At 58.5% G+C, this 21967-nt stretch carries 20 protein-coding genes; 13 read left to right on the forward strand and 7 right to left on the reverse strand.

What is annotated here, in order from left to right; translation table 11 throughout:
• Window positions 1-26: 26 nt before the first annotated feature.
• Entirely contained in the window at window positions 27-1283 is a 1257-nt protein-coding gene (locus tag J7380_RS09365) for a transcription antitermination factor NusB (RefSeq protein ID WP_209195486.1), read from the reverse strand.
• Between the two features lie 89 nt (window positions 1284-1372).
• Between J7380_RS09365 and J7380_RS09370 the strand changes: the two genes are divergently transcribed.
• Window positions 1373-1555, forward strand: coding sequence for a DUF1674 domain-containing protein (locus J7380_RS09370; RefSeq protein WP_209195487.1), 183 nt, complete (start codon window positions 1373-1375; stop codon window positions 1553-1555).
• Between the two features lie 4 nt (window positions 1556-1559).
• Here J7380_RS09370 and J7380_RS09375 read toward each other — a convergent pair whose 3' ends face one another.
• Window positions 1560-2414, reverse strand: a complete 855-nt coding sequence (locus tag J7380_RS09375) for a LysR substrate-binding domain-containing protein (RefSeq protein WP_209195488.1) — start codon at window positions 2412-2414, stop codon at window positions 1560-1562.
• Window positions 2415-2513: 99 nt separating this feature from the next.
• Between J7380_RS09375 and J7380_RS09380 the strand changes: the two genes are divergently transcribed.
• From J7380_RS09380 to J7380_RS09390, 3 genes are read left to right on the forward strand one after another with little or no spacing between them, the layout of a single operon-like run.
• Window positions 2514-3650, forward strand: coding sequence for a gamma-butyrobetaine dioxygenase (locus J7380_RS09380; protein WP_209195489.1), 1137 nt, complete (start codon window positions 2514-2516; stop codon window positions 3648-3650).
• The gene (locus tag J7380_RS09385; protein ID WP_209195490.1) at window positions 3647-4237 is read left to right on the forward strand and encodes an HD domain-containing protein; all 591 of its coding nucleotides are present in this window, start codon (window positions 3647-3649) and stop codon (window positions 4235-4237) included. The genes J7380_RS09380 and J7380_RS09385 overlap by 4 nt, the downstream gene beginning before the upstream one ends.
• Window positions 4234-4902 (forward strand): ureidoglycolate lyase, encoded by a 669-nt coding sequence (locus tag J7380_RS09390; RefSeq protein ID WP_209195491.1) that lies wholly within the window; start codon window positions 4234-4236, stop codon window positions 4900-4902. The genes J7380_RS09385 and J7380_RS09390 overlap by 4 nt, the downstream gene beginning before the upstream one ends.
• Before the next feature lie 563 nt (window positions 4903-5465).
• Here J7380_RS09390 and dapB read toward each other — a convergent pair.
• Entirely contained in the window at window positions 5466-6275 is an 810-nt protein-coding gene (gene dapB, locus J7380_RS09395; RefSeq protein ID WP_209195492.1) for a 4-hydroxy-tetrahydrodipicolinate reductase, read from the reverse strand.
• A gap of 91 nt (window positions 6276-6366) precedes the next feature.
• Here dapB and rbfA point away from each other — a divergent pair, with 91 nt between their 5' ends.
• The 6 genes from rbfA to rpsO all read left to right on the forward strand — a co-directional run bounded on the left by rbfA (window position 6367) and on the right by rpsO (window position 10528).
• Window positions 6367-6762 (forward strand): 30S ribosome-binding factor RbfA, encoded by a 396-nt coding sequence (gene rbfA / locus J7380_RS09400; RefSeq protein ID WP_170401134.1) that lies wholly within the window; start codon window positions 6367-6369, stop codon window positions 6760-6762.
• On the forward strand, window positions 6759-7502 hold the full coding sequence (locus J7380_RS09405; RefSeq protein ID WP_209195493.1) for a phosphodiester glycosidase family protein: 744 nt from the start codon (window positions 6759-6761) through the stop codon (window positions 7500-7502). The genes rbfA and J7380_RS09405 overlap by 4 nt, the downstream gene beginning before the upstream one ends.
• Before the next feature lie 54 nt (window positions 7503-7556).
• Complete coding sequence (gene truB, locus J7380_RS09410; protein ID WP_209195494.1) at window positions 7557-8462, forward strand: tRNA pseudouridine(55) synthase TruB; 906 nt, start codon at window positions 7557-7559, stop codon at window positions 8460-8462.
• Window positions 8463-8484: 22 nt separating this feature from the next.
• Entirely contained in the window at window positions 8485-8988 is a 504-nt protein-coding gene (locus J7380_RS09415; RefSeq protein WP_209195495.1) for a DUF1643 domain-containing protein, read from the forward strand.
• Between the two features lie 95 nt (window positions 8989-9083).
• Window positions 9084-10112, forward strand: coding sequence for a calcium-binding protein (locus J7380_RS09420; protein WP_209195496.1), 1029 nt, complete (start codon window positions 9084-9086; stop codon window positions 10110-10112).
• Window positions 10113-10258: 146 nt separating this feature from the next.
• On the forward strand, window positions 10259-10528 hold the full coding sequence (gene rpsO, locus J7380_RS09425) for a 30S ribosomal protein S15 (RefSeq protein WP_170379357.1): 270 nt from the start codon (window positions 10259-10261) through the stop codon (window positions 10526-10528).
• Window positions 10529-10680: 152 nt separating this feature from the next.
• Here the strand turns inward: rpsO and J7380_RS09430 are convergent, their stop codons facing one another.
• Window positions 10681-12030 carry a tetratricopeptide repeat protein gene (locus J7380_RS09430; RefSeq protein WP_209195497.1) on the reverse strand — a complete coding sequence of 450 codons (1350 nt, stop codon included), beginning with the start codon at window positions 12028-12030 and terminating at the stop codon, window positions 10681-10683.
• A 213-nt stretch (window positions 12031-12243) separates the two neighbouring features.
• Window positions 12244-13845, reverse strand: coding sequence for a BCCT family transporter (locus tag J7380_RS09435; RefSeq protein ID WP_209195498.1), 1602 nt, complete (start codon window positions 13843-13845; stop codon window positions 12244-12246).
• A gap of 254 nt (window positions 13846-14099) precedes the next feature.
• Between J7380_RS09435 and J7380_RS09440 the strand changes: the two genes are divergently transcribed.
• A complete protein-coding gene (locus J7380_RS09440; protein ID WP_209195499.1) occupies window positions 14100-14969 on the forward strand; it encodes a hypothetical protein in 870 nt (289 codons plus the stop codon).
• A gap of 207 nt (window positions 14970-15176) precedes the next feature.
• On the forward strand, window positions 15177-17324 hold the full coding sequence (gene pnp / locus J7380_RS09445) for a polyribonucleotide nucleotidyltransferase (RefSeq protein WP_209195500.1): 2148 nt from the start codon (window positions 15177-15179) through the stop codon (window positions 17322-17324).
• Between the two features lie 135 nt (window positions 17325-17459).
• Here pnp and J7380_RS09450 read toward each other — a convergent pair whose 3' ends face one another.
• Window positions 17460-18278 carry a hypothetical protein gene (locus J7380_RS09450; RefSeq protein ID WP_209195501.1) on the reverse strand — a complete coding sequence of 273 codons (819 nt, stop codon included), beginning with the start codon at window positions 18276-18278 and terminating at the stop codon, window positions 17460-17462.
• 304 nt (window positions 18279-18582) lie between these two features.
• On the reverse strand, window positions 18583-20226 hold the full coding sequence (locus J7380_RS09455) for a sulfatase-like hydrolase/transferase (RefSeq protein ID WP_209195502.1): 1644 nt from the start codon (window positions 20224-20226) through the stop codon (window positions 18583-18585).
• Between the two features lie 384 nt (window positions 20227-20610).
• Here J7380_RS09455 and J7380_RS09460 point away from each other — a divergent pair, with 384 nt between their 5' ends.
• Window positions 20611-21963: an adenylate cyclase gene (locus J7380_RS09460; protein WP_209195503.1), complete on the forward strand. Its 1353-nt coding sequence runs from the start codon at window positions 20611-20613 to the stop codon at window positions 21961-21963.
• The last annotated feature ends 4 nt before the right edge of the window (window positions 21964-21967 follow it).

The raw sequence follows: 21967 nt of genomic DNA on the forward strand, positions 1-21967 counted from the left end.
GCGTCATGTCATCGAAAAGCGTCGCATCAGGAAGATTTGTTCAGGCACGCGATATAGAAACCATCCATACCACCCCGATCCGCCCAATAGTCAGGCCGAAGGCGCAGGCCGCCTTCTTCGGTGATCCAATCCTTGTCAATGCCAGCAATCTCCAGCGCCTCGCGGTCGACCTTCATGTCCGGGAAAAGACCCAACGCTTCTTCGATCTGAACCTCACCCTCGTCTGGCAGCAGGGAACAGGTACAGTAAACCAGCCGCCCGCCGGGTTTAAGCAGGCCCCACGCATGGGCCAGCATCTGTGCCTGCAATTCGATCAACCCGCCAAATTCCGAGCCATCCTTGGCAAAGGGCAGGTCCGGGTGCCGACGGATGGTACCGGTTGCCGAACAGGGCGCGTCCAGCAGGATCGCGTCGTATTGGCCCTGATGCTCTAGCGCGTCACCCGCGATGACCTTGGCTTTCAGCCCCGTTCGTTGGAGATTCTCGCGCACACGTTCTAACCGAGAATCCGACACATCAAGCGCTGTCACGTTCGCTCCGGCCGCGGCAATCTGCATGGTTTTCCCACCAGGGGCCGCGCAGAGGTCCAGTATGTTCTCTCCGGCCTTCGGTGCAAGCACCTGAACGGGGATAGCTGCGGCAGCATCCTGTACCCACCAATCGCCATTGTCGAACCCCGGCAAGGTCGAGACCTGCCCCCCATCCTGTACCCGGCGCGAGCCAGTGGGCAGCGCCTCACCGGGACCATCGGCGCCGGGTTTGACGGTAATATCCAGCGGCGCGCCTGCGAAATGGGCTTGTTCAATACCCGTGATCGCATCCGCACCCCAAGCCATGGTCAGCGGGTCGCGCAGCCATTCGGGCAGCCGAGGGACGCGCATCTTGGGCCATGCCTCGGGCCCTTCAGCGGCCACCTTGCGCAGCACCGCATTCACCAGACCCTTGAGGCGGCCATGTTTGCGCGACCGGCCGACGATCTCGACCATGGAATTGACTACCCCATGCGCGGCCTCGCCCTGGCACAGTTCCACCGCGCCAAGACGCAGGGCGTTATGTACGGTCAACGCAGGGGTCCGGTTCAAATGGTTGTCCAGCAGACGGTCGGCGCGTTCCAACCCGCGCAGGGTTTCCAGCGTCAGGCGCTGTGCGCGGGCGCGGTCTTCGCGGTCCAGCCGGTCCAATGCGCCAGCGGCCAGACATTCGGACAACAGACGCCCTTCGCCCAATATCTGATCCAGCAGATAGATCGCGCTGCGCCGCGCTGCCGTTGCGTTGTCGGACATGGAACCGCCTTTGATGTGACCCTCGCCCGCATTGCCAAACGCGGACGGGGGCGTATATCAAGCCCTAGCACGGAAAGGAACCCGATCTCATGAGCGACGACCGCAAAGACCTGCCGCCCGCCGCCCAACGCGCATTGGCCGAGGCTGAGGACCGTCGCCGCAAGGCCGCAGCCGAGGCGAAAGAACAACCCAGGGAACTGGGTGGCCGCGACGGCCCCGACCCCGCCCGCTATGGTGATTGGGAAAAGAAGGGCATCGCAATCGACTTCTGATCACTTAACCCCGCAGCGCCTGCAGAAAATCACCGATCAGCGCGCGTTGTTTTTTGGATTTCGCCCGGTCCTCGGGCCATGTCAGCCAATAGCCGTCTTTCGTGTTCAGCGCGGGCAGGTCCAGACGCCGCAAGCGCCCAGCCTGCAGATCGGCCTGCGCCAGAGGTTCGGACCCCAGCGCCACCCCCAGCCCCTGCCGCGCCGCTGACAGCGCGTGTTCCATCGAATCGAAGCTGATCACCGAGGGCGGCAGATCGTCCTGACCGGTCTTGCGCGCCCAGTCGCGCCAGGCGGGCCGCTCCCCCCGCAGGTCGATCAGGGGGGCACCCCAGTCGACACCGGGGGCGGCCATGGGCACCAGAACCTCGGGCGCGATCCGCTCCGCCTCACGCCCCGGCCACGCGCCGCGCCCGTAACGGATCTGCAGCCATGTGCGTTCTTCATCCAGCGATGAACGTCGCGCAACGGAATCCGTCATCACCCGCACCTTGGGGCGCAGCTGCTGAAACCGGGGGATCGCCGGCACCACAAGCGCGTGGATACCGGAGGACAGCCCCGCCACGCGCAGCTCACGCGGGGCTTTGCCGAACAAATCCTCGGTATTGCGCTCCAGCGCCTGCAAACTGTCCTGCACCAGCGGCAAATAGCTTTCGCCTTCGACGGTCAGCGACACGCCGCGCGCCTCACGCACAAACAGGGTTCGGCCCAGCCACGATTCCAGATTTGCGATCCGCTGACTGACCGCCGCTTGCGTCAGCCCGAACTCTTTGGCCGCGGCAGAGAACCCGCCCAGCCGACCGGCGGCCTCGAACACGCGCAACCAGTCCAGCGGAGGCAATCCGATCTTTTTCCGAGCCATAAGATTTCCCAACCCTAAGTCGCAATAAGGTTTAATTGTGTTAATGCCACGAGAGGCGTATCTCCTCAACCGTAGCCCGCGCCGAACAGGAGAGACCCCATGCTGCGCTCCGCCACTCACACCACCCAGATCGTGACTGTTGAATTTGCCGATGGCACACAAGCGCGCTTTCACGCCATCTGGCTGCGCGACAATGCGCTGGACCCCGACACCCGCGCGCCGGGCAATGGTCAGCGCCTGATCACCATCGGGGACATTCCCGCCAATGTCTCGGTCAGCGCGGCCGAAGTTCTGAACGGCGATCTGAGCGTGACCTTCCAGCCCGAAGGCAAGACAGTGACCTTCCCCGCCCATTGGCTGGCCGATCACATCTATGACCATGACCACACTGAAAAGAGGGGCCGTATCGCACCCGGCCTCACCACATGGGACAGCACTCTGACCCCGCCCAGCGCGGATTGGAACGCAGTCCACGCTGACCCCAAGGCCAAGCGCGACTGGCTGTCCGCCGTGGCGAAGTTCGGCTTTGCCAAACTGACCGGCGGCCCGACCGAACCGGAATCGCTGCTGCAGGTGGCCGATCTGTTCGGCTATGTGCGCGAAACCAATTACGGCCCCTATTTCGAGGTCCGGACCGAGGTGAACCCGACCAACCTCGCCTATACCGGGCTGGGGCTGCAGGCCCATACCGACAACCCCTATCGCGATCCGGTGCCGACGCTGCAGATCCTGTATTGTCTGGAAAACAGCGCTGCGGGCGGCGATTCCATCGTGGTGGACGGCTTCCGCGCCGCTGAGAAACTGCGCGATCAGAACCCCGACGGCTTTGCCCTGCTGGCCGGATATCCGGCGCGGTTCGAATACAAGGGCGAAGACGGCGTCTGCCTGCGGTCGCGCCGCCCGATGATCGAACTGTCACCGGATGGCGAATTGGTCAGCATCCGGTTCAACAACCGCTCCTCTGCCCCTTTCGTGGATATCCCATTCGACCGGATGGAGGCCTATTACGCCGCCTATCGTCAGCTGGGTGACATCATCGACGACCCGGCCATGGGTGTGTCCTTCAAACTGGAACCGGGTGAGAGCTTTATTGTCGACAACACCCGCGTCCTGCACGCGCGGCTGGGCTATTCCGGTGCGGGGTCGCGTTGGTTGCAGGGGTGTTACGCCGACAAGGATGGCTTGCTGTCCACACTGGCGGCAATGGAGATGACGCAACCGGAGGCGGCGGAATGAAGCCCGATTTCTCGACCCTGACCCGCGACAATATCGTGGCGTTCATCGGAGATATCTTCGACCGGCGTGGCGGTGAGGAATATCTGGGCGAGCCCGTCACCATGGCCGAACATATGCTGCAAGGCGCAACCATCGCCGAACAGAACGGGATGCCCGAGGAAATCATCGTCGGTGCCCTACTGCATGACATCGGCCATTTCACATCCGAGTTCGGCACCTATCACCCCGACGACACCGAAGACCGCCACCACGAGGACGCGGGCGCGGAGGTGCTGGAGCAGTTTTTCCCCTCGGTCATCACCGATTGCTGCCGCTATCACGTGGCGGCCAAACGATATCTGTGTGCCACCAAGCCCGAATATTTCGACCGGCTGTCCACCGCCTCGGTACACACATTAGAATTGCAGGGCGGCCCGATGGACCCCGACGAGGTAGCCGCGTTCGAGGCCAACCCGAACCTGAAAGAGATCATTCAGGTTCGCTATCTGGACGAGGCTGGCAAACGCGCGGGCATGGAAACCCCCGATTTCGCTCATTTCGCCCCGATGGTGCAGCGCATGGTCGACAAGCATATGGGGGCCGCATGACCGCGCCTGAGTACATCTTTGAAGCCAGCACCAAGCCGTCCCTGCCATGGCACGAGGTGCCTCTGATCCGAGCCACCGATGCATCCGTCAAAGGCTATGGCTGTCTGGTTGATGACCCCGAGGGGTTCGAGATCGAGATCACCCGCTGGCCGCAGCAAGGCTGGCGGCCCATCGACGAGGGCACCGGTGACGAAGGCGGCTGGGTTGAAGGCACGTTCAAATGCGACTGGCAAGGCGACGTGCTCTATGGCGAGAACGAGGCGGTTAAAGGTCACTATGTTCTGGGCTGGTCCGCCGACCCGCAGCAAGCGCAAACCGCACGCCAAACCGGGCCCCGTGATCAGGTCCTGCTGTGGCACATGAACTATCACCCGGATGGCGGTCAGATGTTCTGGCCGCTGGACAACAAGCCGTTCATCGTTCCTGCTGCTCTGCCCGGCGACAACCTGACGCCCGAGAAGGTCGTGGCCTTCTGGTGCGACGGCTCACGCGGGCTCTATATTCATCCCGGTATCTGGCACGAAGGGATTTTCCCGGTCGAAGACAGCCAGCGGTTCCTTGACCGTCAGGGCGCCGTTCATGCGCGCGTCAGCGCCGATATCGGGAAAGAGTTCGGCGTCTACCTGTCTTGCCCGTTGCGCGCAGACAAAATCAGGGATCTCTGACACCTCTATTCAGATTTCCTTATCTTTTGCGCCCAACATCTGCGATACTCTCCCTATGGCTGTATTGAGAGGATCGCGGATGGCATTGAACTGACGACAAATGGGGCTTTTGAAAGCCGCGACCGTCGCCCGGACTGGCGGCGTTTCACTGATGCAAAATGCAACCTTTCGGAATTGGATTAGAGACAGATTTGTTTGCAGTGCTGTTTTACATTCTCTGCTTTTTCGTCGTTGTGAGCGTTTCGTTCTATGCAGCCATGATATTCCTCGCGTCAGTTCTCCCAGTATTCAACTTCAAAGATGAGTTTGTTGAATACTGGATCAGAACGCGCGGTAGCCCTCCCACGCGAAGGCAGATCATATTGAACATCTACGGGGCGGGAAGTTATTACTTCATGGCCGAGAAGTGCTGGGACCAGCACCGACCCAACGCGATACGTCTTGTACCCAACAGGAATCTGGCCTTGAATTTCGCTTTGGCCTTCGCGTCTTGGGTAACAGTGGTCTTGTTCTGGATCGCTGTCTTCGTCGCATACAGTTACCTGCGATCGCTTTTCTAACCCCTACAACCCCAGCACATCCACCATGTCATACTGACCCGGAGCCTTGCCCTGCCCCCACAGCGCTGCCTTCAGCGCGCCGCGGGCAAAGATGGCGCGGTCGGTGGCCAGATGGCGCAGGACGATACGCTCTCCCGGCGCGGCAAACAGGACGTCGTGTTCGCCCACGATGTCTCCGCCGCGAATGGCGTGGAAACCGATGTCGCCGCGTTTACGCGCGCCGGTGATGCCGTCGCGGGCGCGGTCGGATACGTCTGCCAGATTGACACCGCGTCCTTCGGCGGCGGCCTCGCCCAGCATCAGGGCCGTGCCCGAGGGCGCGTCGACCTTGTGGTGATGGTGGCCCTCGATGACCTCGATATCGAAATCTTCGTCCAGCGCGGCAGCGACCTTTTTGGTCAGCTGTACCAGCAGGTTGACGCCGAGACTCATATTGCCCGCCCGCACGATCACCGCATGGCGAGACGCGGGCTCCAGCGCCGCGATTTGCTCACCCGTCATACCGGTGGTGCCGATAACGTGCACGCAACGCGCCTGCGCGGCCAGTGCGGCGAATTCCAGCGTCGCTTCAGGCGCGGTGAAGTCGATCACCGCCTGCGCCTGCGCAAATGCCTCAAGTGGGTCATCCGTAACGGTGACGCCCAGCGCGGGACCACCCATGGCCGTACCAACATCCTGGCCGATCCAGTCATGGCCCGCGCGCTCGACCACACCGACCAGACGCGCCTGATCACTGTCGGTCACGGTCTTGATCAGCATCTGCCCCATACGGCCCGAAGCCCCTGTGATGACGATCCCCGGAATATGGGTCATTGTGCTGATCCTTTCGCATTAGTCGGCTCAAAGCCTCCTACCCGGTTCGCGCCCGCTTGGCAAAGGTGGGATTTGGGCTTAGATCGAAGACATGGCAAAGAACAAATTCCACGATGGCCCCGGCCCGTCCCAACGACAGCTGCGTGTCGGCGAACTGATCCGCCGCACCCTGTCCGAGGTTCTGGCGCGCGGAGATGTCCACGACCCCGACCTGAACCGCATGTCGATCACCGTAGGTGAGGTGCGCACCTCGCCCGATCTGAAGATCGCCACCGCCTATGTGCTGCCCTTGGGCGGCAAAGGGCAAGAGGACGTGATCGACCTGCTGGCCCGCAACAAGGGTGAGCTGCGCCGCGTGATCGGCAAAAAGCTGAACCTGAAATTCTCGCCCGATCTGCGGTTCCGTCTGGATGACACGTTTGACCGTCTGGACGACACCCGACGCATGTTCGAACAGGACGCGGTGCGCCGCGATCTGGACGAGTGATCCGCATACTGGCCACATTGGGCGCGCTCCTATGGGCCGCGCAGGCCGGCGCGGTGAGCTGTGAGAAGGTCACCCACGACGCCAAGCGATATACTGTGTGCGAGGTGGACGCGGCCAATGAAGACCTGCGCTTGTTTCTGAACGACAACAATGGCGATCTGCTGGGGCATTTCTCCTCGGTGAATGAGGCGCTGGCCCCCGGCGATGAACGTCTGGCCTTTGCGATGAATGCGGGCATGTATCACGACGACCGTTCGCCCGTGGGTCATTATGTCGAAGACGGGCAGGAACAGATGCGCGTTATTTCGAACCCCGGCCCCGGTAATTTCGGCCTGCTGCCCAATGGCGTGTTCTGCATCCGCGACGGCCGCGCCGATGTGTTCGAGACGCTGGACTATCTCGATCAGGCGCCCGAGTGCCGTTTCGCCACCCAATCCGGCCCCATGCTGGTGATCGACGGAGAGCTGCACCCGCGGTTTTTGCCCGACTCGACTTCTCTGTTCGTGCGCAACGGGGTGGGCACCAGCGCCGATGGCACCCGCGCGGTGTTTGCGATCTCGGACGATTATGTCACTTTCCACGAGTTTGGCAGCCTGTTTCGGGACGTGCTGAAAACGCCCAACGCGCTGTTCTTCGACGGCAATATCTCACGCATGTATGACCGGGCCGGGGGGCGTTCGGATATCGGGTTCTCGCTGGGGCCGATCGTGGGTGTGGTCGAAGACACCCCTGCAAATTGACAGCGCCCATGTGATCCGCTACCCCGCGCGCCTTAGCATGAATCAAGGTGTGATATGGGACGCAAACGCAAGGGCCGCGACATTTCCGGTTGGCTGGTGGTGGACAAGCCTGCGGGCATGACCTCGACCGCGGTGGTCAACAAGGTGCGGTGGGCGATGGATGCGAAAAAGGCGGGCCATGCGGGCACGCTGGACCCCGAGGCGACCGGCGTTCTGGCCGTGGCGCTGGGTGAGGCGACCAAGACCGTCCCCTACATCACCGACGCCTTGAAAGCCTACACCTTCACCGTGCGTCTGGGTCAGGCCACCAACACCGATGACGCCGAGGGCGAGGTGATTGCCTCCAGCGATGCGCGCCCCTCGGATGACGATATCAAACAGGCACTGACGCCGTTTCTGGGCGACATCATGCAGGTGCCGCCCAAGTTCTCCGCCGTGAAGATCGACGGCCAGCGCGCCTATAAACTGGCCCGCGATGGCGAGGATGTGGAGCTGTCCGCCCGCCCCTTGTGGGTTGAGGAGCTGATCCTTGTGGACCGCCCAGATGACGATCACGTGGTGCTGGAAATGACCTGCGGCAAAGGCGGCTACGTCCGCTCGATCGCCCGTGATCTAGGCGCGGCATTGGGATGCCACGGCCACGTCAGGGAACTGCGTCGCATCTGGTCCGGCCCGTTCGAGGTCGAAGACGGGATAAGCATCGACCAGATCGACGAGATGGCCAAGACCGAGGCTCTGGATGACTACCTGCACCCGCTGGAAACCGGCCTCGCCGACCTGCCCGAACTGAAATGCACCCCCGAGGGCGCCACCCGCCTGCGCAACGGCAATCCGGGCATGGTGCTGGCCTCGGACGTGGAATATGGCGACGAGGCATGGGCCTCGCTAGACGGCAAAGCCGTGGCCGTCGGTGTCTATAAATCCGGCGAATTGCATCCCAGCCGGGTGTTCGTCACCTGATCGCCGTGCTAGGCGGTTTGGCATGATCACCCGAACCCATACCAAGGGCGATGCGCCCTCGACCGCCGTCTATTCCGATTGCGAGAACTATCGCTATAGCCTGACCCGTGTGTGGGATGCGGGCGGGCGCAAGGCGCTGTTTGTGATGCTCAACCCTTCGACCGCGACTGAGGTGCAGAACGACCCCACGGTCGAACGCTGCGAACGGCGCGCGCGGGCGCTGGGGTTCGGTGCGTTTCAGGTGACGAATATCTTTGCCTGGCGCGATACTGACCCCCGCAAGATGCGCGCCGCCGCCGATCCGGTAGGCCCCGCGAATGACGCCGCCATTCTGGACGGTGTCGAATGGGCCGATCAGGTCATCGCTGCATGGGGCACCCATGGCACGCACCTGGATCGCGGCCCGGCGGTCGAGGCGCTGCTGCGCGGCACCGGCCAACCGCTGTTCCATCTGGGGCTGACAAAGGCGGGGCATCCAAAGCACCCTCTGTACATTGCCTATACCCAGCAGCCCGAACCGTGGTGACAAACAGTTAACCACGAGTCCAACCTGCCTTTGACCAAAGCCTTATGAACATAGGATAAATCATCCTCGGAGAACTGCGTTCACGGAGGGTTGCCATGTTCTTGATCGGACTACTTGGTCTGGCCGCCATGGGCGGTGCGGCCTATGCAATCAGCGATGTGTTTGAGCCCGAAGAAGAGGTCGAAGAGGACGACATCCAGGAAGACGAACCCGTCGACCTGTCCGAGGGCAACCTGCTGGACGTGGATGAGAATATCGACGCCCCTGAAACCTCGGAAACCTCGACCGGAACGGTGCTTTCGGAGCAGGGCGGCAATCTGATCATCACCGGGTCCGAAGATACCGACCTTTTAACTGGGCAGGACGGCGACAATCAGATCAACGGGTATGAAGGCGACGACACCATCATCGGCGGCGCGGGCGAAGATGTGCTGCACGGCGGCAAAGGGGATGACATTATCACGGGCGGCCTTGATGACGACGTGCTGCATGGTGAGGACGGCGACGACCAGCTCTCTGGTGATCAGGGCGACGACATGCTGTTTGGTCATTTCGGTGATGACACCCTGACAGGCGGCGACGGCGAGGACGAGCTTTACGGCGGGCAGGACGATGACACTCTGACCGGGGATGCGGGCGATGATGCGCTGCATGGGGGATATGGCGACGATCATCTTGACGGCGGCGAAGGCGAAGACGTTCTGTTTGGTGGCGATGGCGATGACGTGCTGACCGGGCAGGATGGCGCGGATGAGGATGCGGTTGATTTCCTCAATGGCGGCGCAGGGGATGACACGATTCTGGCCGAAAGCGGGGATATCGTCACCGGCGGCGAAGGCGAGGATGACATCGTGATCACGCCCGAAGAAGATGACGCCGCCGTCACTGTCATGGATTTCCAACCGGGTGAGGACAAGCTGCTGATCTCATGGGAGGGTGAGGAAGACCCCGACATCCAGATCGAACTGGATACCGAGGATGACAGTCTGACCAATGTCACGATCAATGGCCAGACCGTTGCGCAGATGCTAAAGGCCGAGGGGCTGACCCCCGATGATATCCAGCTGATCGCCGAAGGAGATCTGGCGCAGCTGAACGCACTGGGTCAAATGACGCAGGTCTGAGCGTCACAGAATCTCTTTGCCATTTCTCCCAATACCGCCTATACGCGCGCATCCGCATCGGAATCGGTGCGGTTTTCTCCATGGGCCTGTGCTGGACGACATCCCGGCCTGCGCCATCAACCTTAACCTTTTACAAGGAGACCCCGATGTCGATTACTGCCGCTGAAAAAGCACGCGTCATGAAAGAATTCGGCACCAAAGAGGGCGACACCGGTTCGCCTGAAGTCCAGGTTGCCATCCTGACCTCGCGCATCACCACCCTGACCGAGCACTTCAAGACCCACAAAAAAGACAACCACGGTCGTCGTGGTCTGCTGAAAATGGTCGCCCAGCGCCGTAAGCTGCTGGACTATCTGAAAGGCAAGGAAGAGGCCCGTTATCAGGACCTGATCAAAAAGCTGGGCATCCGCCGCTAAGCGCTTTTTGTGCCAGATTTGAAACCGGTTGCCCGGTTTGACGCTCGCCAGCTTGGCGGGCGTTTTTTTTGAACACGTGCTACAATACTCTATCTTTACATTGCCATTTCCGGTGGCTGGGGATTTTAGCTAATAATCCAACTGACCATATACTAGCGCGCTTGTGTGCCGGCGACGCTCTCCCGTGTACAGGTGGCGTCGTTCAAGCAAGCATGGACCGCTGCTATGGTTTCAGCATCATAGACACCGGTTCTATCCCCCGAAATGTGACCTGCATTCTTCGTCAATACCTGAACGTCCAAAATCACACTTCTGGCAGCTATCTCTAACGCTTCATCCCATGTGTCCCGCGCTTCGATCTGTCGGCCCTCTCGCTCGTAAATGGCGGCCAATCGGAACAGCGCTTCAAGGAACGGAGGGGAAGTTGCATAAGCTGCATCGTTGTTTTTTGGCCGTGCCAAACGGATGGCTTCCAAGTAGCTCGCCTCTGCTTCTTCCATACGACCCAATTGTTCGAGAATCTCGCCCTTCGTGGTCCAAGTCATATGCCGGTGCGGCCTGTAAGCGATCAATCGGTTCACTGAAGTCAGAGCACCTGTCCTATCCTCCAACTCCATTTGATCCTCCACTTTTAGTCTCAACCCATCTTGGTAAACAAAAAGGAAGTTTGAATTGTTCCTGCTGAACACGTCAGTTTCACATTCATTTCCAGCGGCCCTTAATTCAGATATTTGTGCTCTGATCTCTTCGCCGATTTTCTCGTAGACTTCCGTATCCTGCGTCACATACGACAGCTCTTCCAACGCTGCCTCATATTGCCCAATCTGCATGTTCTGTCTTGCGCGCAACAGCATCAGGTATTCAGGACGATCGGTTGATTGTATCAACAGGTCCAGCGCATTTAGTGCCCCCGCTTGCGGCCCACCTTCATAACTGGCCAAGTGATTTGCAAAAGCGGTGTCAACCTTGTTGAGACTCTGTTCATCTAGTATTTTGTCCAGCGCCGAAGGGTCACGTCCTCCAATCTTCCAAATCATCCAAGTCATTTGGCTAATTCTTCGGCTTGGTGCGCAGTAGTACGGATCCAAGGTTAACGCCTGTCGATAATCGGAAATCGCAGCCTCCAAATTCCCGGTCAGCATGTTCAGCCGCCCACGCCAATACCAGGCCCAGGCCGAGATTGGGTTAAGCTCAAGCGCCGTGTTGATGTCTGACATGGACTCCGCGTTTTGACCCAAAGTCCCTTTGAGCCATGCCCGGTCTCGCAATATTTGATCAATGCGATCATCATTTGGGTATTTCGAAATCGCCTTGTCGTGCGCTGCCAGCGCTTCGGCGCAGGTTTCGGTCTGCTTGTCTGTATAGCGAGCGCTGTCGCAAGCGGTCAGCGTGGAATCGACTCGCTCAAAGGCCATGGTTTTGAACGGCTGAAATACGAAGAAGGCCAGGATGCACAGGGCAGCGGCTGTTGCCAGCAATCGAACGGTATTGTGCAAGGTCATTTTTTCGAAAATCTCTTTTGAACAGTCAATTTCTGCGGGAATCCCGGGCTCCACACTCACCGGTAACTATAACCGAAGTAAGGCTTCATAATTGAGCACCTGCACACTCCCATTTTTAGGCACCGAAAATCCATGGGCACATGTCAGCCCATGTTCCCGCCAGAAAAAACGCCCGCCTTTTGGCGGGCGCTTCACTTGCGAAAGGCCTGATGCCTACATCTTCGCCTTCTCCGACTTCAGCGCCAGCCACAGGCAGTAGCACATCATCAGAACCACCAGTGTGAACGGAATACCGGTTGAGACCGCTGCGCCTTGCAACGCCGACAGTCCACCGCCCAGCAACAGAGCAATCGCCACCAGACCTTCAAGCGTACACCAGAACACGCGCTGGATCACTGGCGCATCCATCTTGCCACCCGCCGTGATCGTGTCGATCACCAGCGAGCCCGAGTCCGACGAGGTGACAAAGAACACCACGATCAGAACCAGTGCGATGGGGGCCACGATCGAATACAACGGCAACTCTTTCAGGAAGCCGAACAGCGCGCCTTCGGGGGCATAGCTGTCGATCACCGTGGCGCGGACGCCTTCGGCGCCGCCTGCGTTCAGCATGTCGATGGCCGCTCCGCCAAAGGTCGACATCCAAAGCGCGCAGACTGCAGTAGGAGCCAGCAGCGCACACAGGATGAACTCGCGCACCGTGCGACCCTTGGAGATGCGGGCGATGAACATGCCCACGAACGGAGACCACGCAATCCACCACGCCCAGTAGAAGGTCGTCCAACCGTGGAAGTAACTGGTATCTTCACGCCCGAACGGGTTGGACAAGGCCGGTAGGTGCGTCACGTAATCTACCATGACGTTGAAATACCGCGCAATGGCGGTCCCGACACCGGTGACAACAATCACAAACAGGAACAGGCCAACGGCCATGATCATATTGATCTCACTCAGCCGTTTGACACCCGCATCCATGCCCATCAGGACCGAGCCCAGAGCGATCAGCGTGATACCAATGATCAGCAGGACAGTGACGGTCGGGCTGGGTTCGATGCCGAACACCTCATTCAATCCGGCTGCAACCTGCTGCGCGCCCAGACCCAGGGATGTGGTCAGGCCAAACAGCGTGGCAAACACCGCCAAAGTATCGATGATGTGACCCCACCAACCCCAAACGCGTTCGCCGAGGATCGGGTAGAAGGCCGACCGTAGGGTCAACGGCAGGTCCAGATTATAGGCAAAGATCGCAAGGCTCAGGCCCACAGCAGCATAAACCGCCCAGCCTTCCAGCCCCCAATGGTGGATTGTACCAACGATACCCGCGTATTCATTGCCCGGCACAGCGATATCAATGCCCAACGGTACGGCGTTGCCGCCCTCGGCGAAGTTGTAATAAACCGGCTCCATCACGCCAAAAAACAGCAGACCGATACCAATACCGGCCGCGAACATCATCGCGATCCATCCGGCATAGGAATAGTCTGGCTTGGCGTCCTTGCCGCCAATGCGCACGCTGCCCACAGGCAGAACGATCAACACCAGACAGAACAAGGTTATGGCGTCCACCGACAAGACAAGAAACCAGTCAAACGTGCTGGTGAGCCATGGCCTGAGCCACCCAAAAAACGCTGCTGCCGCCTCTTGGTTGGCCAATGCGATCAGGACGAACGCAAAGATCAGGATGCTTGAGATCAAAAAGACCGGATTGTGGATATCCAGACCGAACGGGCGGACGTTGTCCTGCCCCAATTCGTATTCTGTTTCAAAGTCATAGATCCTTGGATCGGGATCCAGCATTTTCTTGGTTTGAGCCATTCGAAGCCCCTCTGTCCGCTAGGTGCAAACGCCAAGGTAGTCGGTCGGCTGACGGACAAGAAAATTGTACCCCCCTTGGCGTCGTTCCGTCTTTTCGACCGCGGGTTCAGTGCTAACAGCCTACACTGCAATCACTTTTGCGCAAAACGCATTCGTATTATAGAATATCTAGATGTCGGAGCGCCCTTGCGAAACGCTCTCGCTCTGGTAGATTCCTGCCAATATAGTTTTTTGATTTTTAAAGGTTTTACCCCATGACGCTGATCCTTAGGTCTTTGCTGCTGTCGGTCCCCTTGTCGTTGCGCATGATCTTTCCGGTGTTGATAGTGTTCGTTTTGTGCGTTCCAGTCTGGTTTGGTCTTGGCATCGTGACCCTCGGGCTTTCCCAGTATATCAGCGAAGGCATCACAACCGCTTTCATCAGTATGATTGGCATTCGCGCCGCTCTGGCTTTGACCGGCGATCGGCACCGTACAGATTTCAAGAACCTGATCGCTTTTGCAATCCTGTATGGTTTGTTTTTCATCGCCGTTCTTGCGGTGATGAATGTGATCACAAGCTACGCGGCGGTCGGATTTTCCCTATGGAAAATTGGCGAGCCCTTGTCCTTGTCAGCACTTCAGTCTTTCACCGAAGATGAACTTTTCGCCTTTGGCATCTACACGCTGCTTGGCAAGGTTGTTGTCTCTACGATTACAGTATCAGTGGTCTACGCGCTGATGGCCGTTCCATTGGCAAACGCGGCCCGGGCCGCCGGGCATGGTTTGTCTAGCCCCGGATTCTTCAATGGGTTCGGACGCAGTTTCATACCCCTGTTCTGCGTCTTCTTCTTGTCTATCTTTCCGATTTTCTATTTTGAACTGTTATCCTTTCTATACGCACTGCTTCCCCTGATCTTGTCCGTTGTTTCGTTCATTTTCACTCAAACCCTGCCAGAGTTTGAGCTAGAATTCATTCTGAAGGGGGTCGCGTCGCTTGCGGCATTGCTTTGGCTTAACGCTTGGATCTGGTCGATCACAGCTCTGGCTCTATTGAAGTTCGACGACAAAAATACCCAACGCTCCCGTCGGGCGGACAGATCGGCAGAGCTGCACGCTCTGCGCAAATCCCGTCAGCGGTATTAATCGAGCTCAGCTTAGTTGCAGCAGGCCAATACCTATGTGCGGTTCCCCTTCCCTTCGCGCGCATTCTCATGTATGCGCGCGGGTATCTGAGACGTTGTGCCCTGACCCCGGCACTCGAATGGAAGATAAATGGGGTCGGCGGCAATGGGGCCGCCATGCAAACCGGAGACCCGCAGGGGCGGGAGTGCTCCGTTCTAGGATACGCATATGTTTGATGTAACTAAGAAATCTATGCAGTGGGGCGAAGAGACGCTGACACTGGAAACCGGCAAGGTTGCCCGTCAGGCGGACGGCACCGTGATTGCCACGCTGGGCGAAACCAGCGTCATGGCCAACGTGACCTTTGCCAAGCAACAAAAGCCCGGTCAGGACTTTTTCCCGCTGACCGTCCACTATCAGGAAAAATACTATGCCGCCGGTAAGGTTCCGGGTGGCTTCTTCAAGCGCGAGGCGCGCCCGACCGAGAAAGAGACGCTGACCGCGCGTCTGATCGACCGTCCGATCCGCCCGCTGTTCGTTGACGGCTTTAAAAACGAAGTTCTGGTGATGTGCACCGTGCTGTCCCACGATCTGGTCAACGATCCCGACATCGTGGCGATGATCGCAGCGTCGGCTGCCCTGACCATTTCCGGCGCGCCGTTCATGGGCCCGATCGCTGGCGCCCGCGTTGGTTTCGTGGATGGCGAATATGTCCTGAACCCGACCGTGGACGACATGCAGGACCTGCGCCTGAACCCTGAACAGCGTCTGGATCTGGTTGTTGCCGGTACCAAGGACGCCGTGATGATGGTCGAATCCGAAGCGTATGAGCTATCTGAGGCTGAAATGCTGGGCGCGGTTAACTTTGCCCATGCGCAAATCCAGCCGGTCATCGACCTGATCATCAGCCTTGCCGAAGACGCCGCGAAAGAGCCGTTTGAATTCGCAGCGCCCGACTATGCGGACCTGTATGCCGCTGTTGCCGCAGCCGGTGAAGAGCAGATGCGCGCGGCCTTCGCGATCACCGACAAGCAAGAGCGCACCGCCGCTGTTGCCGCCGCCCGTGAAGCCATCAAAGAAACCCTGACCGAGGAACAGCTGGAAGACGCCAACCTTGGCTCGGCGATGAAAAAGCTGGAAGCAGGCATCCTGCGTGGCGACGTCGTCAAAGGCGGCAAGCGGATCGACGGTCGTTCGACCACTGATATCCGTTCGATCGTGGCCGAAACCTCGATGCTGCCCCGGACCCACGGGTCTGCCCTGTTCACCCGTGGTGAAACACAGGCGCTGGCCGTGACCACGCTGGGCACCGGTGATGACGAACAGTTCATCGACGCGCTGCATGGCAACTTCAAATCGAACTTCCTGCTGCACTACAACTTCCCCCCCTATTCGGTTGGTGAAGTTGGTCGTGTTGGTGGCCCCGGCCGTCGTGAGATCGGCCACGGCAAGCTGGCATGGCGCGCCCTGCAAGCGGTTCTGCCTGCGGCGACCGACTTCCCCTACACGATCCGCATCGTGTCGGAGATCACCGAATCCAACGGCTCCAGCTCGATGGCGTCGGTCTGCGGCGGTTCGCTGTCGATGATGGATGCGGGCGTTCCGCTGAAAGCACCGGTGGCTGGTGTCGCCATGGGCCTGATCCTGGAAGATGACGGCAACTATGCCATCCTGTCGGACATTCTGGGTGACGAAGACCACCTGGGCGACATGGACTTCAAAGTTGCGGGTACCGAAAACGGCATCACCTCGCTGCAGATGGACATCAAGGTCGCAGGCATCACGCCCGAGATCATGGAGAAAGCCCTGGCCCAAGCCAAGGACGGCCGGATGCACATTCTGGGTGAGATGGGCAAAGCCCTGTCCGAGACCAACGAATTCTCGGTCCACGCCCCGCGCATCGAGACCATGAACATCCCCACCGACAAGATCCGCGAAGTGATCGGCTCGGGCGGTAAGGTCATCCGCGAGATCGTCGAGGTTTCGGGTGCCAAGGTCGACATCAACGACGATGGCGTGATCAAGATCGCCTCGCCGGATGGTGAATCCATCCAGAAGGCCTATGACATGATCTATTCGATCGTGGCCGAGCCGGAAGAAGGTCAGATCTACACCGGTAAAGTGGTCAAGATCGTTGATTTCGGTGCCTTCGTGAACTTCTTTGGCAAGCGCGACGGTCTGGTCCACGTTTCCCAGATCGAAAACCGCCGCCTGAACCATCCCTCGGATGTTCTGAAAGAAGGTCAGGAAGTTAAGGTCAAGCTGCTGGGCTTTGACGACCGCGGCAAGGTTCGCCTGTCGATGAAAGTGGTCGATCAGGAAACCGGCGAAGAGATCGTGCCCGAGAAGAAAGAAAAGAAAGAAGACGCGGAATAATCCATCGCTCTTTCCCATGATGAAGGCCCCGGTGGAAACGCCGGGGCCTTTTTCGGTATGGGCAACAACGTTTCGCCTCTACCGTTTCCAGGACGCATGTCTGAAACCCCGCAGTCGCGAAGGTCGTGCACTTGCTTATTGAATGAAATACTTGATGCCAAAATATGGCCCATGCTGGTCGACGTCATAGGCAAATTCTCCGGAACTCAGCGTGTCACTGTAGTCGACGCCAAAATACCGATATCCAAAAGTAAGCGCCGTGTTTTCCCACGGCTGATAGTCGAATCCAACATTCGCGCCAATTTGGAGGTCGTTACCCCCTGTACCGAAGCCGCCAAGCTCAACCGATGCAATTCCGGTCCATTTTTGGTTCAGCCGCCACATGCCACGTGCGCCGATGACTGGTTCGATCCAATTCTGATCCCCGCCCAACACAGGTGGGCTTCCCGGACCTGGGTTTGTCAGCTCAATTTCCTGGCGAATAGAGTTGTATCGCAGCCCCCCCTGCAGGTCGATTGCATAGCGTTTCTTGCTGTCACCATATGTGCCGTTCATGACCCGGAACGCGCCAAGAACACCAAACCACTTTTGGCGTACATCGACATCAAGACGTGCGCCCAAAGGGCTGGGCAATGTGGTATCCTGCTCTATGCCGACGTAGTTGGCGTCAACTATGATCCCAATGTTCCCATTCCATGCCTCATACCGGCCTGAAGCCGCGAACTCGAGCACGTCCAGCACGTCTCCGATATCCAGATCAAGCTCTACTGATTGCCCCGCGACAGTGGATGTCCCGGTGGTACGCAGGGGGGCAAACAGGAAGACCGAAGCCGCGTGTCGCCACCCCCGCTCATCCTGCCCCAGTGGGGGCAAAGATTGAGCGCGAGCAGGCGCAGGTGTTGCGCCTAGCGCCGTCGCAAGCGCCACGGCAACGAGTAATTGCAGATGTTGCATGGAAGTTTCCTTGGAATTTAGCCGCTTTTAACTTTCAAACCGCTGTTCGACTCTGGTGCCCAGATTGTCGGGCAATCAGAAGCGCGCCCGATCATTGCCGCTTCGCAAACGGCAACACCGGGGCCGTGAGTTTTGCCACCCTGAGGATGATAACCAACCGACCAAGTGCCCGCTTTCCAGAAGCTGAGTGCCTTGCGGTCTATTCTGGCCGAGATCCTGCCTCCAAGCGGCGAGCAATCATCTAAACCACACGGTTGTGGGCGATCGAGCCGGCGGCGGCCAGTGTGCCACCGCCCTGCGTTAGTCACTGCCAGCTGGCGAAAATCTCTCGGGTCAATTCGCTCTCGGGACGCAGGTTCTCGATCCCTTCATAGGGGATACCTTTTCCAAGCGGCAGATGCGGATGTTCGGCAATGGTTTTCTGATGACGCTTTACCATGTCCTGGAAAGACGCCCCCGACCACAACGAATACCCGACAAGCGGATGCTCTTCCCGTGGATCGCGGTAAACGTTGAAAACAGGCGCTGCAGCGCCGGGTTGACCGGGGGCAGCCAGATGCATCTTGAACTCTTGCTTGACCACCGAGCGCAATACCGGCCCTTCGTAAACATAAACATAGTCGCGGCGGGAATTGCCTTCGCCTTCAAGCAACAGCGCGGTCTGGTCGATCCCGTCAATCACACGGTCGCGCGGAATTTGGTCAGTCGCACCTGCAATGCGCGCGAAGGTTGTGAACAGATCCGAGACATGCACGATGTCGCCCGCCGCGCTGCCCGGCTTAATTGCACCGGGCCACCGGATGAACGCATCCGTGCGCACACCACCTTCGAGGTGTTGGGTCTTGCCCCCGCGATAGATCAACTGGTTCAGTCCCGAAGTACCCTCGTAATGATACATCAAGCCATTGTCAGCCATGATCATGACAACGGTGTTGTCCGCCTCACCCGTTTCATCCAGTTTGTCCAAAACTTCGCCGATCCAGCCATCCAGAACCTGCAACTTGTCAGCATGGAACCCACCATTTCTTGAAACGGCTTGATCAGGATAAGCAAAATTCAGCGGGTAAAGCGGCCAGTATTGCATAAAGAACGGAGAATCCTGCGCGGCCAACTGCTCTAATTGCTCCAATGCCTGACGCTGGTAGCGCAGGTTCATTTCTTCATATTTCGCCTGTGTCCATTCCTCGCCGGGCGCCATGTCGACTTCCCGAGCAATCCCACCGGCCTGGCCTTCAACCCCAGTTACAAGGCCGTATGGCTTGAAACGCTGATCCAACTGGAACTGGTTGGACTGCCCCGACGGATGAAAACCAAGCATATTGTTGGCCACCATTGCATCCCGTGTCATCAGGCTAAGCTGGACCTGCTGATGCAACGGAAATGCCGCCCAGTCAAAACCCTGATTATGCGGATAAGCTTCCTCGATGTCGCCCTGATGCCACTTCCCGACATGCGACGTGTTGTATCCTTTTTCTTTCAGAATTTCAGCGATGGTAACTTCTTCAGCCGCAAGCCCCTCGCCGACCAGCGCGACTTTGACCTCTTCCACGCCCGCGCGCACGGGATGACGACCGGTCAACATGGCCGTTCGTGTCGGAGTGCAGGATGGCTCGGTATACATTCTCATCAACGACATACCTTCCGTGGCAAAGTCGTTGATGTTGGGCGTATCGAAACCGGTAACGTAGTTCATCGTCCGGTTGCCCATCTGACCAAAGCTTACATCGTCAATCAAGATATACAGAAAATTGGGGGGCTGCCCGCCTTTGGCTTCGCGGATCTCGGCAAGTTTTGCTTCGATTTCCGCATCCTGAGCGTCCCATTCTTCGCCGAACTGCGCGCGAAGAAACTGAAACTCTCCATCATGAATGATGGGCGGCGTGTCCTGAGCCAAACTGGCGCCAGCCATCAGCACCATGACCGAAGCATATTGCAACAGTGATTTCATCGGTATCCCTTCCCCATTTTTGAATTACATCTTTCCTGCGCGCCGAAGCGCCTGAACGATTTCACCCCGAAGACCGCTTAGGGTTTCGCGGATATCGCAAGTAATCTGATATGACCGACTTCCAGGTTCAGAATTCACTGACAGATGCTCCGCACACAAAAGCTGGTAGTCACGGCAGATCTCATCGAACACCGCATCCACGCGCCGAAGATCCGCAATGGCGGATCGGTGGTCGGGAAATTCTGTGTCAAGAGAACAGCCTTTCAATTCTGACGCTCGTTTGTTGGATCGACATGGTTCCCAAACTGTTCGCGGAATTTTCTTCTCACAAAAGGTTTATCGGGGCATAATACGGTTTAATCATAGGCCTAACCTGCTGTAATCATGAAGATATCTGGAAATACATCACCGACTGTGAATAAGGACCGGACGCCGGACGCCAAAGATGTGCGGGCGGCGCTGCAGCGACTTGTCAAATCTTCCACCTTTGCGGGTTCGCAGCGACTACAGGACTTCCTGATCTATGTGGTCGAAGAGTCTCTGAGGGGCAGAGCCGATGATATCCGGGCGAAGACCATTGCTATGGACGTGTATGGGGGAACGATGTCCGAGATGGCGCGCCGTGAAAACGTTGTACGCGTGGACGCCGGTCGCCTGAGGCGCAAGCTGTCAGAGTACTACGCCGACGCTGGTCGGAATGAGGACACACTGTTCGACTTACCCAAGGGGGGCTACGCGCCTCAGATAACAGTAAGGGCACCCAGCGCGGGCATGTCTGACAGTCCAGTGGCGCCGCATATCAAGGCCCGTGCATGGCGCATTGGAGCAGCAGGGATTGTCGTTCTAGTCGGGTTCGCAACGGTACTTATGCTGACATCGCCCAAAAGGGACGCACCGGGTCAATCAATGGTGGATGGCCTTAGCCCAGATGAGCGCAGCGCCATTTTCGATGCATCCCCAATGCGGCTTGAAGCTGTAAACCTCGCCAATTCAGGTCGGGATCTGATTTTTCCTGCCTTGGAGCCCGCAAGGCTGAACGCAGCTTTGATCATGTTCGAAGGTGCAATCAAGAACGACCCCAGTTATTTCGGCGGATATGCCGGAGCTGCCCAGGTCGCCGCGACAATGGCAGTGGTTACACCGGATCCGGACCTGACCCGCGACATGCTTGCCTACGCAGACAGTCAGGCCCTAATGGCGCTCGAGCAGGCACCTGAAACAGGTTGGAGCCAAGCTGCCAAGGCGTGGGTTGAATTCGCCAAAGGCAATTGGCCAGAAGCCAATGAATTTGCGGAGAGAGCGCGCCGCTTGGCCCCGAATGATGTGCACGTGCTGGAATTCGTCTCGCTGATCCTTCTCTATTCGGGCTCATTTGAGCATGTTGTTTCCATCAGCAAAGAGGCGCTCTCGAAAATCGATCTAGAGAGGGGATACGTGTTTCAAAATGCGATGGGGTCTGCAAAGTTCCACCTCAAGGATTACAAAGGCACAGTATCCACCTTCGAACACGTGGCCGAAAAAGGAGGTCCGGTTGGGCCCGTCTCGGTCGCTTACTTGATGGCGGCACATCAGATGCTGGGCAACGTCGCCGAAGCGCAGACCCTGTCAAAAAAGCTTTCGCGCGAATGGCCCGAAAGTCGCGTTGATTTGCTTTTTCAAAGACTGTTCGCTGATCCCAAACACGGCGAGGAACTCGGGCGGGCAATGAAAGACGCTGGTTGGGAGCCAAAAGGCTGACGGC

This window comes from Ruegeria sp. R8_1 (genome assembly GCF_017743815.1).
GTDB lineage: Bacteria > Pseudomonadota > Alphaproteobacteria > Rhodobacterales > Rhodobacteraceae > Ruegeria > Ruegeria lacuscaerulensis_A.

Bases quoted from the DNA above. Each gene is read 5' to 3' on its own strand.
- J7380_RS09365 (WP_209195486.1), bottom strand. From the start codon at position 1,283: ATGTCCGACAACGCAACGGCAGCGCGGCGCAGCGCGATCTATCTGCTG.
- J7380_RS09370 (WP_209195487.1), top strand. From the start codon at position 1,373: ATGAGCGACGACCGCAAAGACCTGCCGCCCGCCGCCCAACGCGCATTG.
- J7380_RS09375 (WP_209195488.1), bottom strand. From the start codon at position 2,414: ATGGCTCGGAAAAAGATCGGATTGCCTCCGCTGGACTGGTTGCGCGTG.
- J7380_RS09380 (WP_209195489.1), top strand. From the start codon at position 2,514: ATGCTGCGCTCCGCCACTCACACCACCCAGATCGTGACTGTTGAATTT.
- J7380_RS09385 (WP_209195490.1), top strand. From the start codon at position 3,647: ATGAAGCCCGATTTCTCGACCCTGACCCGCGACAATATCGTGGCGTTC.
- J7380_RS09390 (WP_209195491.1), top strand. From the start codon at position 4,234: ATGACCGCGCCTGAGTACATCTTTGAAGCCAGCACCAAGCCGTCCCTG.
- dapB (WP_209195492.1), bottom strand. From the start codon at position 6,275: ATGACCCATATTCCGGGGATCGTCATCACAGGGGCTTCGGGCCGTATG.
- rbfA (WP_170401134.1), top strand. From the start codon at position 6,367: ATGGCAAAGAACAAATTCCACGATGGCCCCGGCCCGTCCCAACGACAG.
- truB (WP_209195494.1), top strand. From the start codon at position 7,557: ATGGGACGCAAACGCAAGGGCCGCGACATTTCCGGTTGGCTGGTGGTG.
- J7380_RS09415 (WP_209195495.1), top strand. From the start codon at position 8,485: ATGATCACCCGAACCCATACCAAGGGCGATGCGCCCTCGACCGCCGTC.
- J7380_RS09420 (WP_209195496.1), top strand. From the start codon at position 9,084: ATGTTCTTGATCGGACTACTTGGTCTGGCCGCCATGGGCGGTGCGGCC.
- rpsO (WP_170379357.1), top strand. From the start codon at position 10,259: ATGTCGATTACTGCCGCTGAAAAAGCACGCGTCATGAAAGAATTCGGC.
- J7380_RS09430 (WP_209195497.1), bottom strand. From the start codon at position 12,030: ATGACCTTGCACAATACCGTTCGATTGCTGGCAACAGCCGCTGCCCTG.
- J7380_RS09435 (WP_209195498.1), bottom strand. From the start codon at position 13,845: ATGGCTCAAACCAAGAAAATGCTGGATCCCGATCCAAGGATCTATGAC.
- J7380_RS09440 (WP_209195499.1), top strand. From the start codon at position 14,100: ATGACGCTGATCCTTAGGTCTTTGCTGCTGTCGGTCCCCTTGTCGTTG.
- pnp (WP_209195500.1), top strand. From the start codon at position 15,177: ATGTTTGATGTAACTAAGAAATCTATGCAGTGGGGCGAAGAGACGCTG.
- J7380_RS09450 (WP_209195501.1), bottom strand. From the start codon at position 18,278: ATGCAACATCTGCAATTACTCGTTGCCGTGGCGCTTGCGACGGCGCTA.
- J7380_RS09455 (WP_209195502.1), bottom strand. From the start codon at position 20,226: ATGAAATCACTGTTGCAATATGCTTCGGTCATGGTGCTGATGGCTGGC.
- J7380_RS09460 (WP_209195503.1), top strand. From the start codon at position 20,611: ATGAAGATATCTGGAAATACATCACCGACTGTGAATAAGGACCGGACG.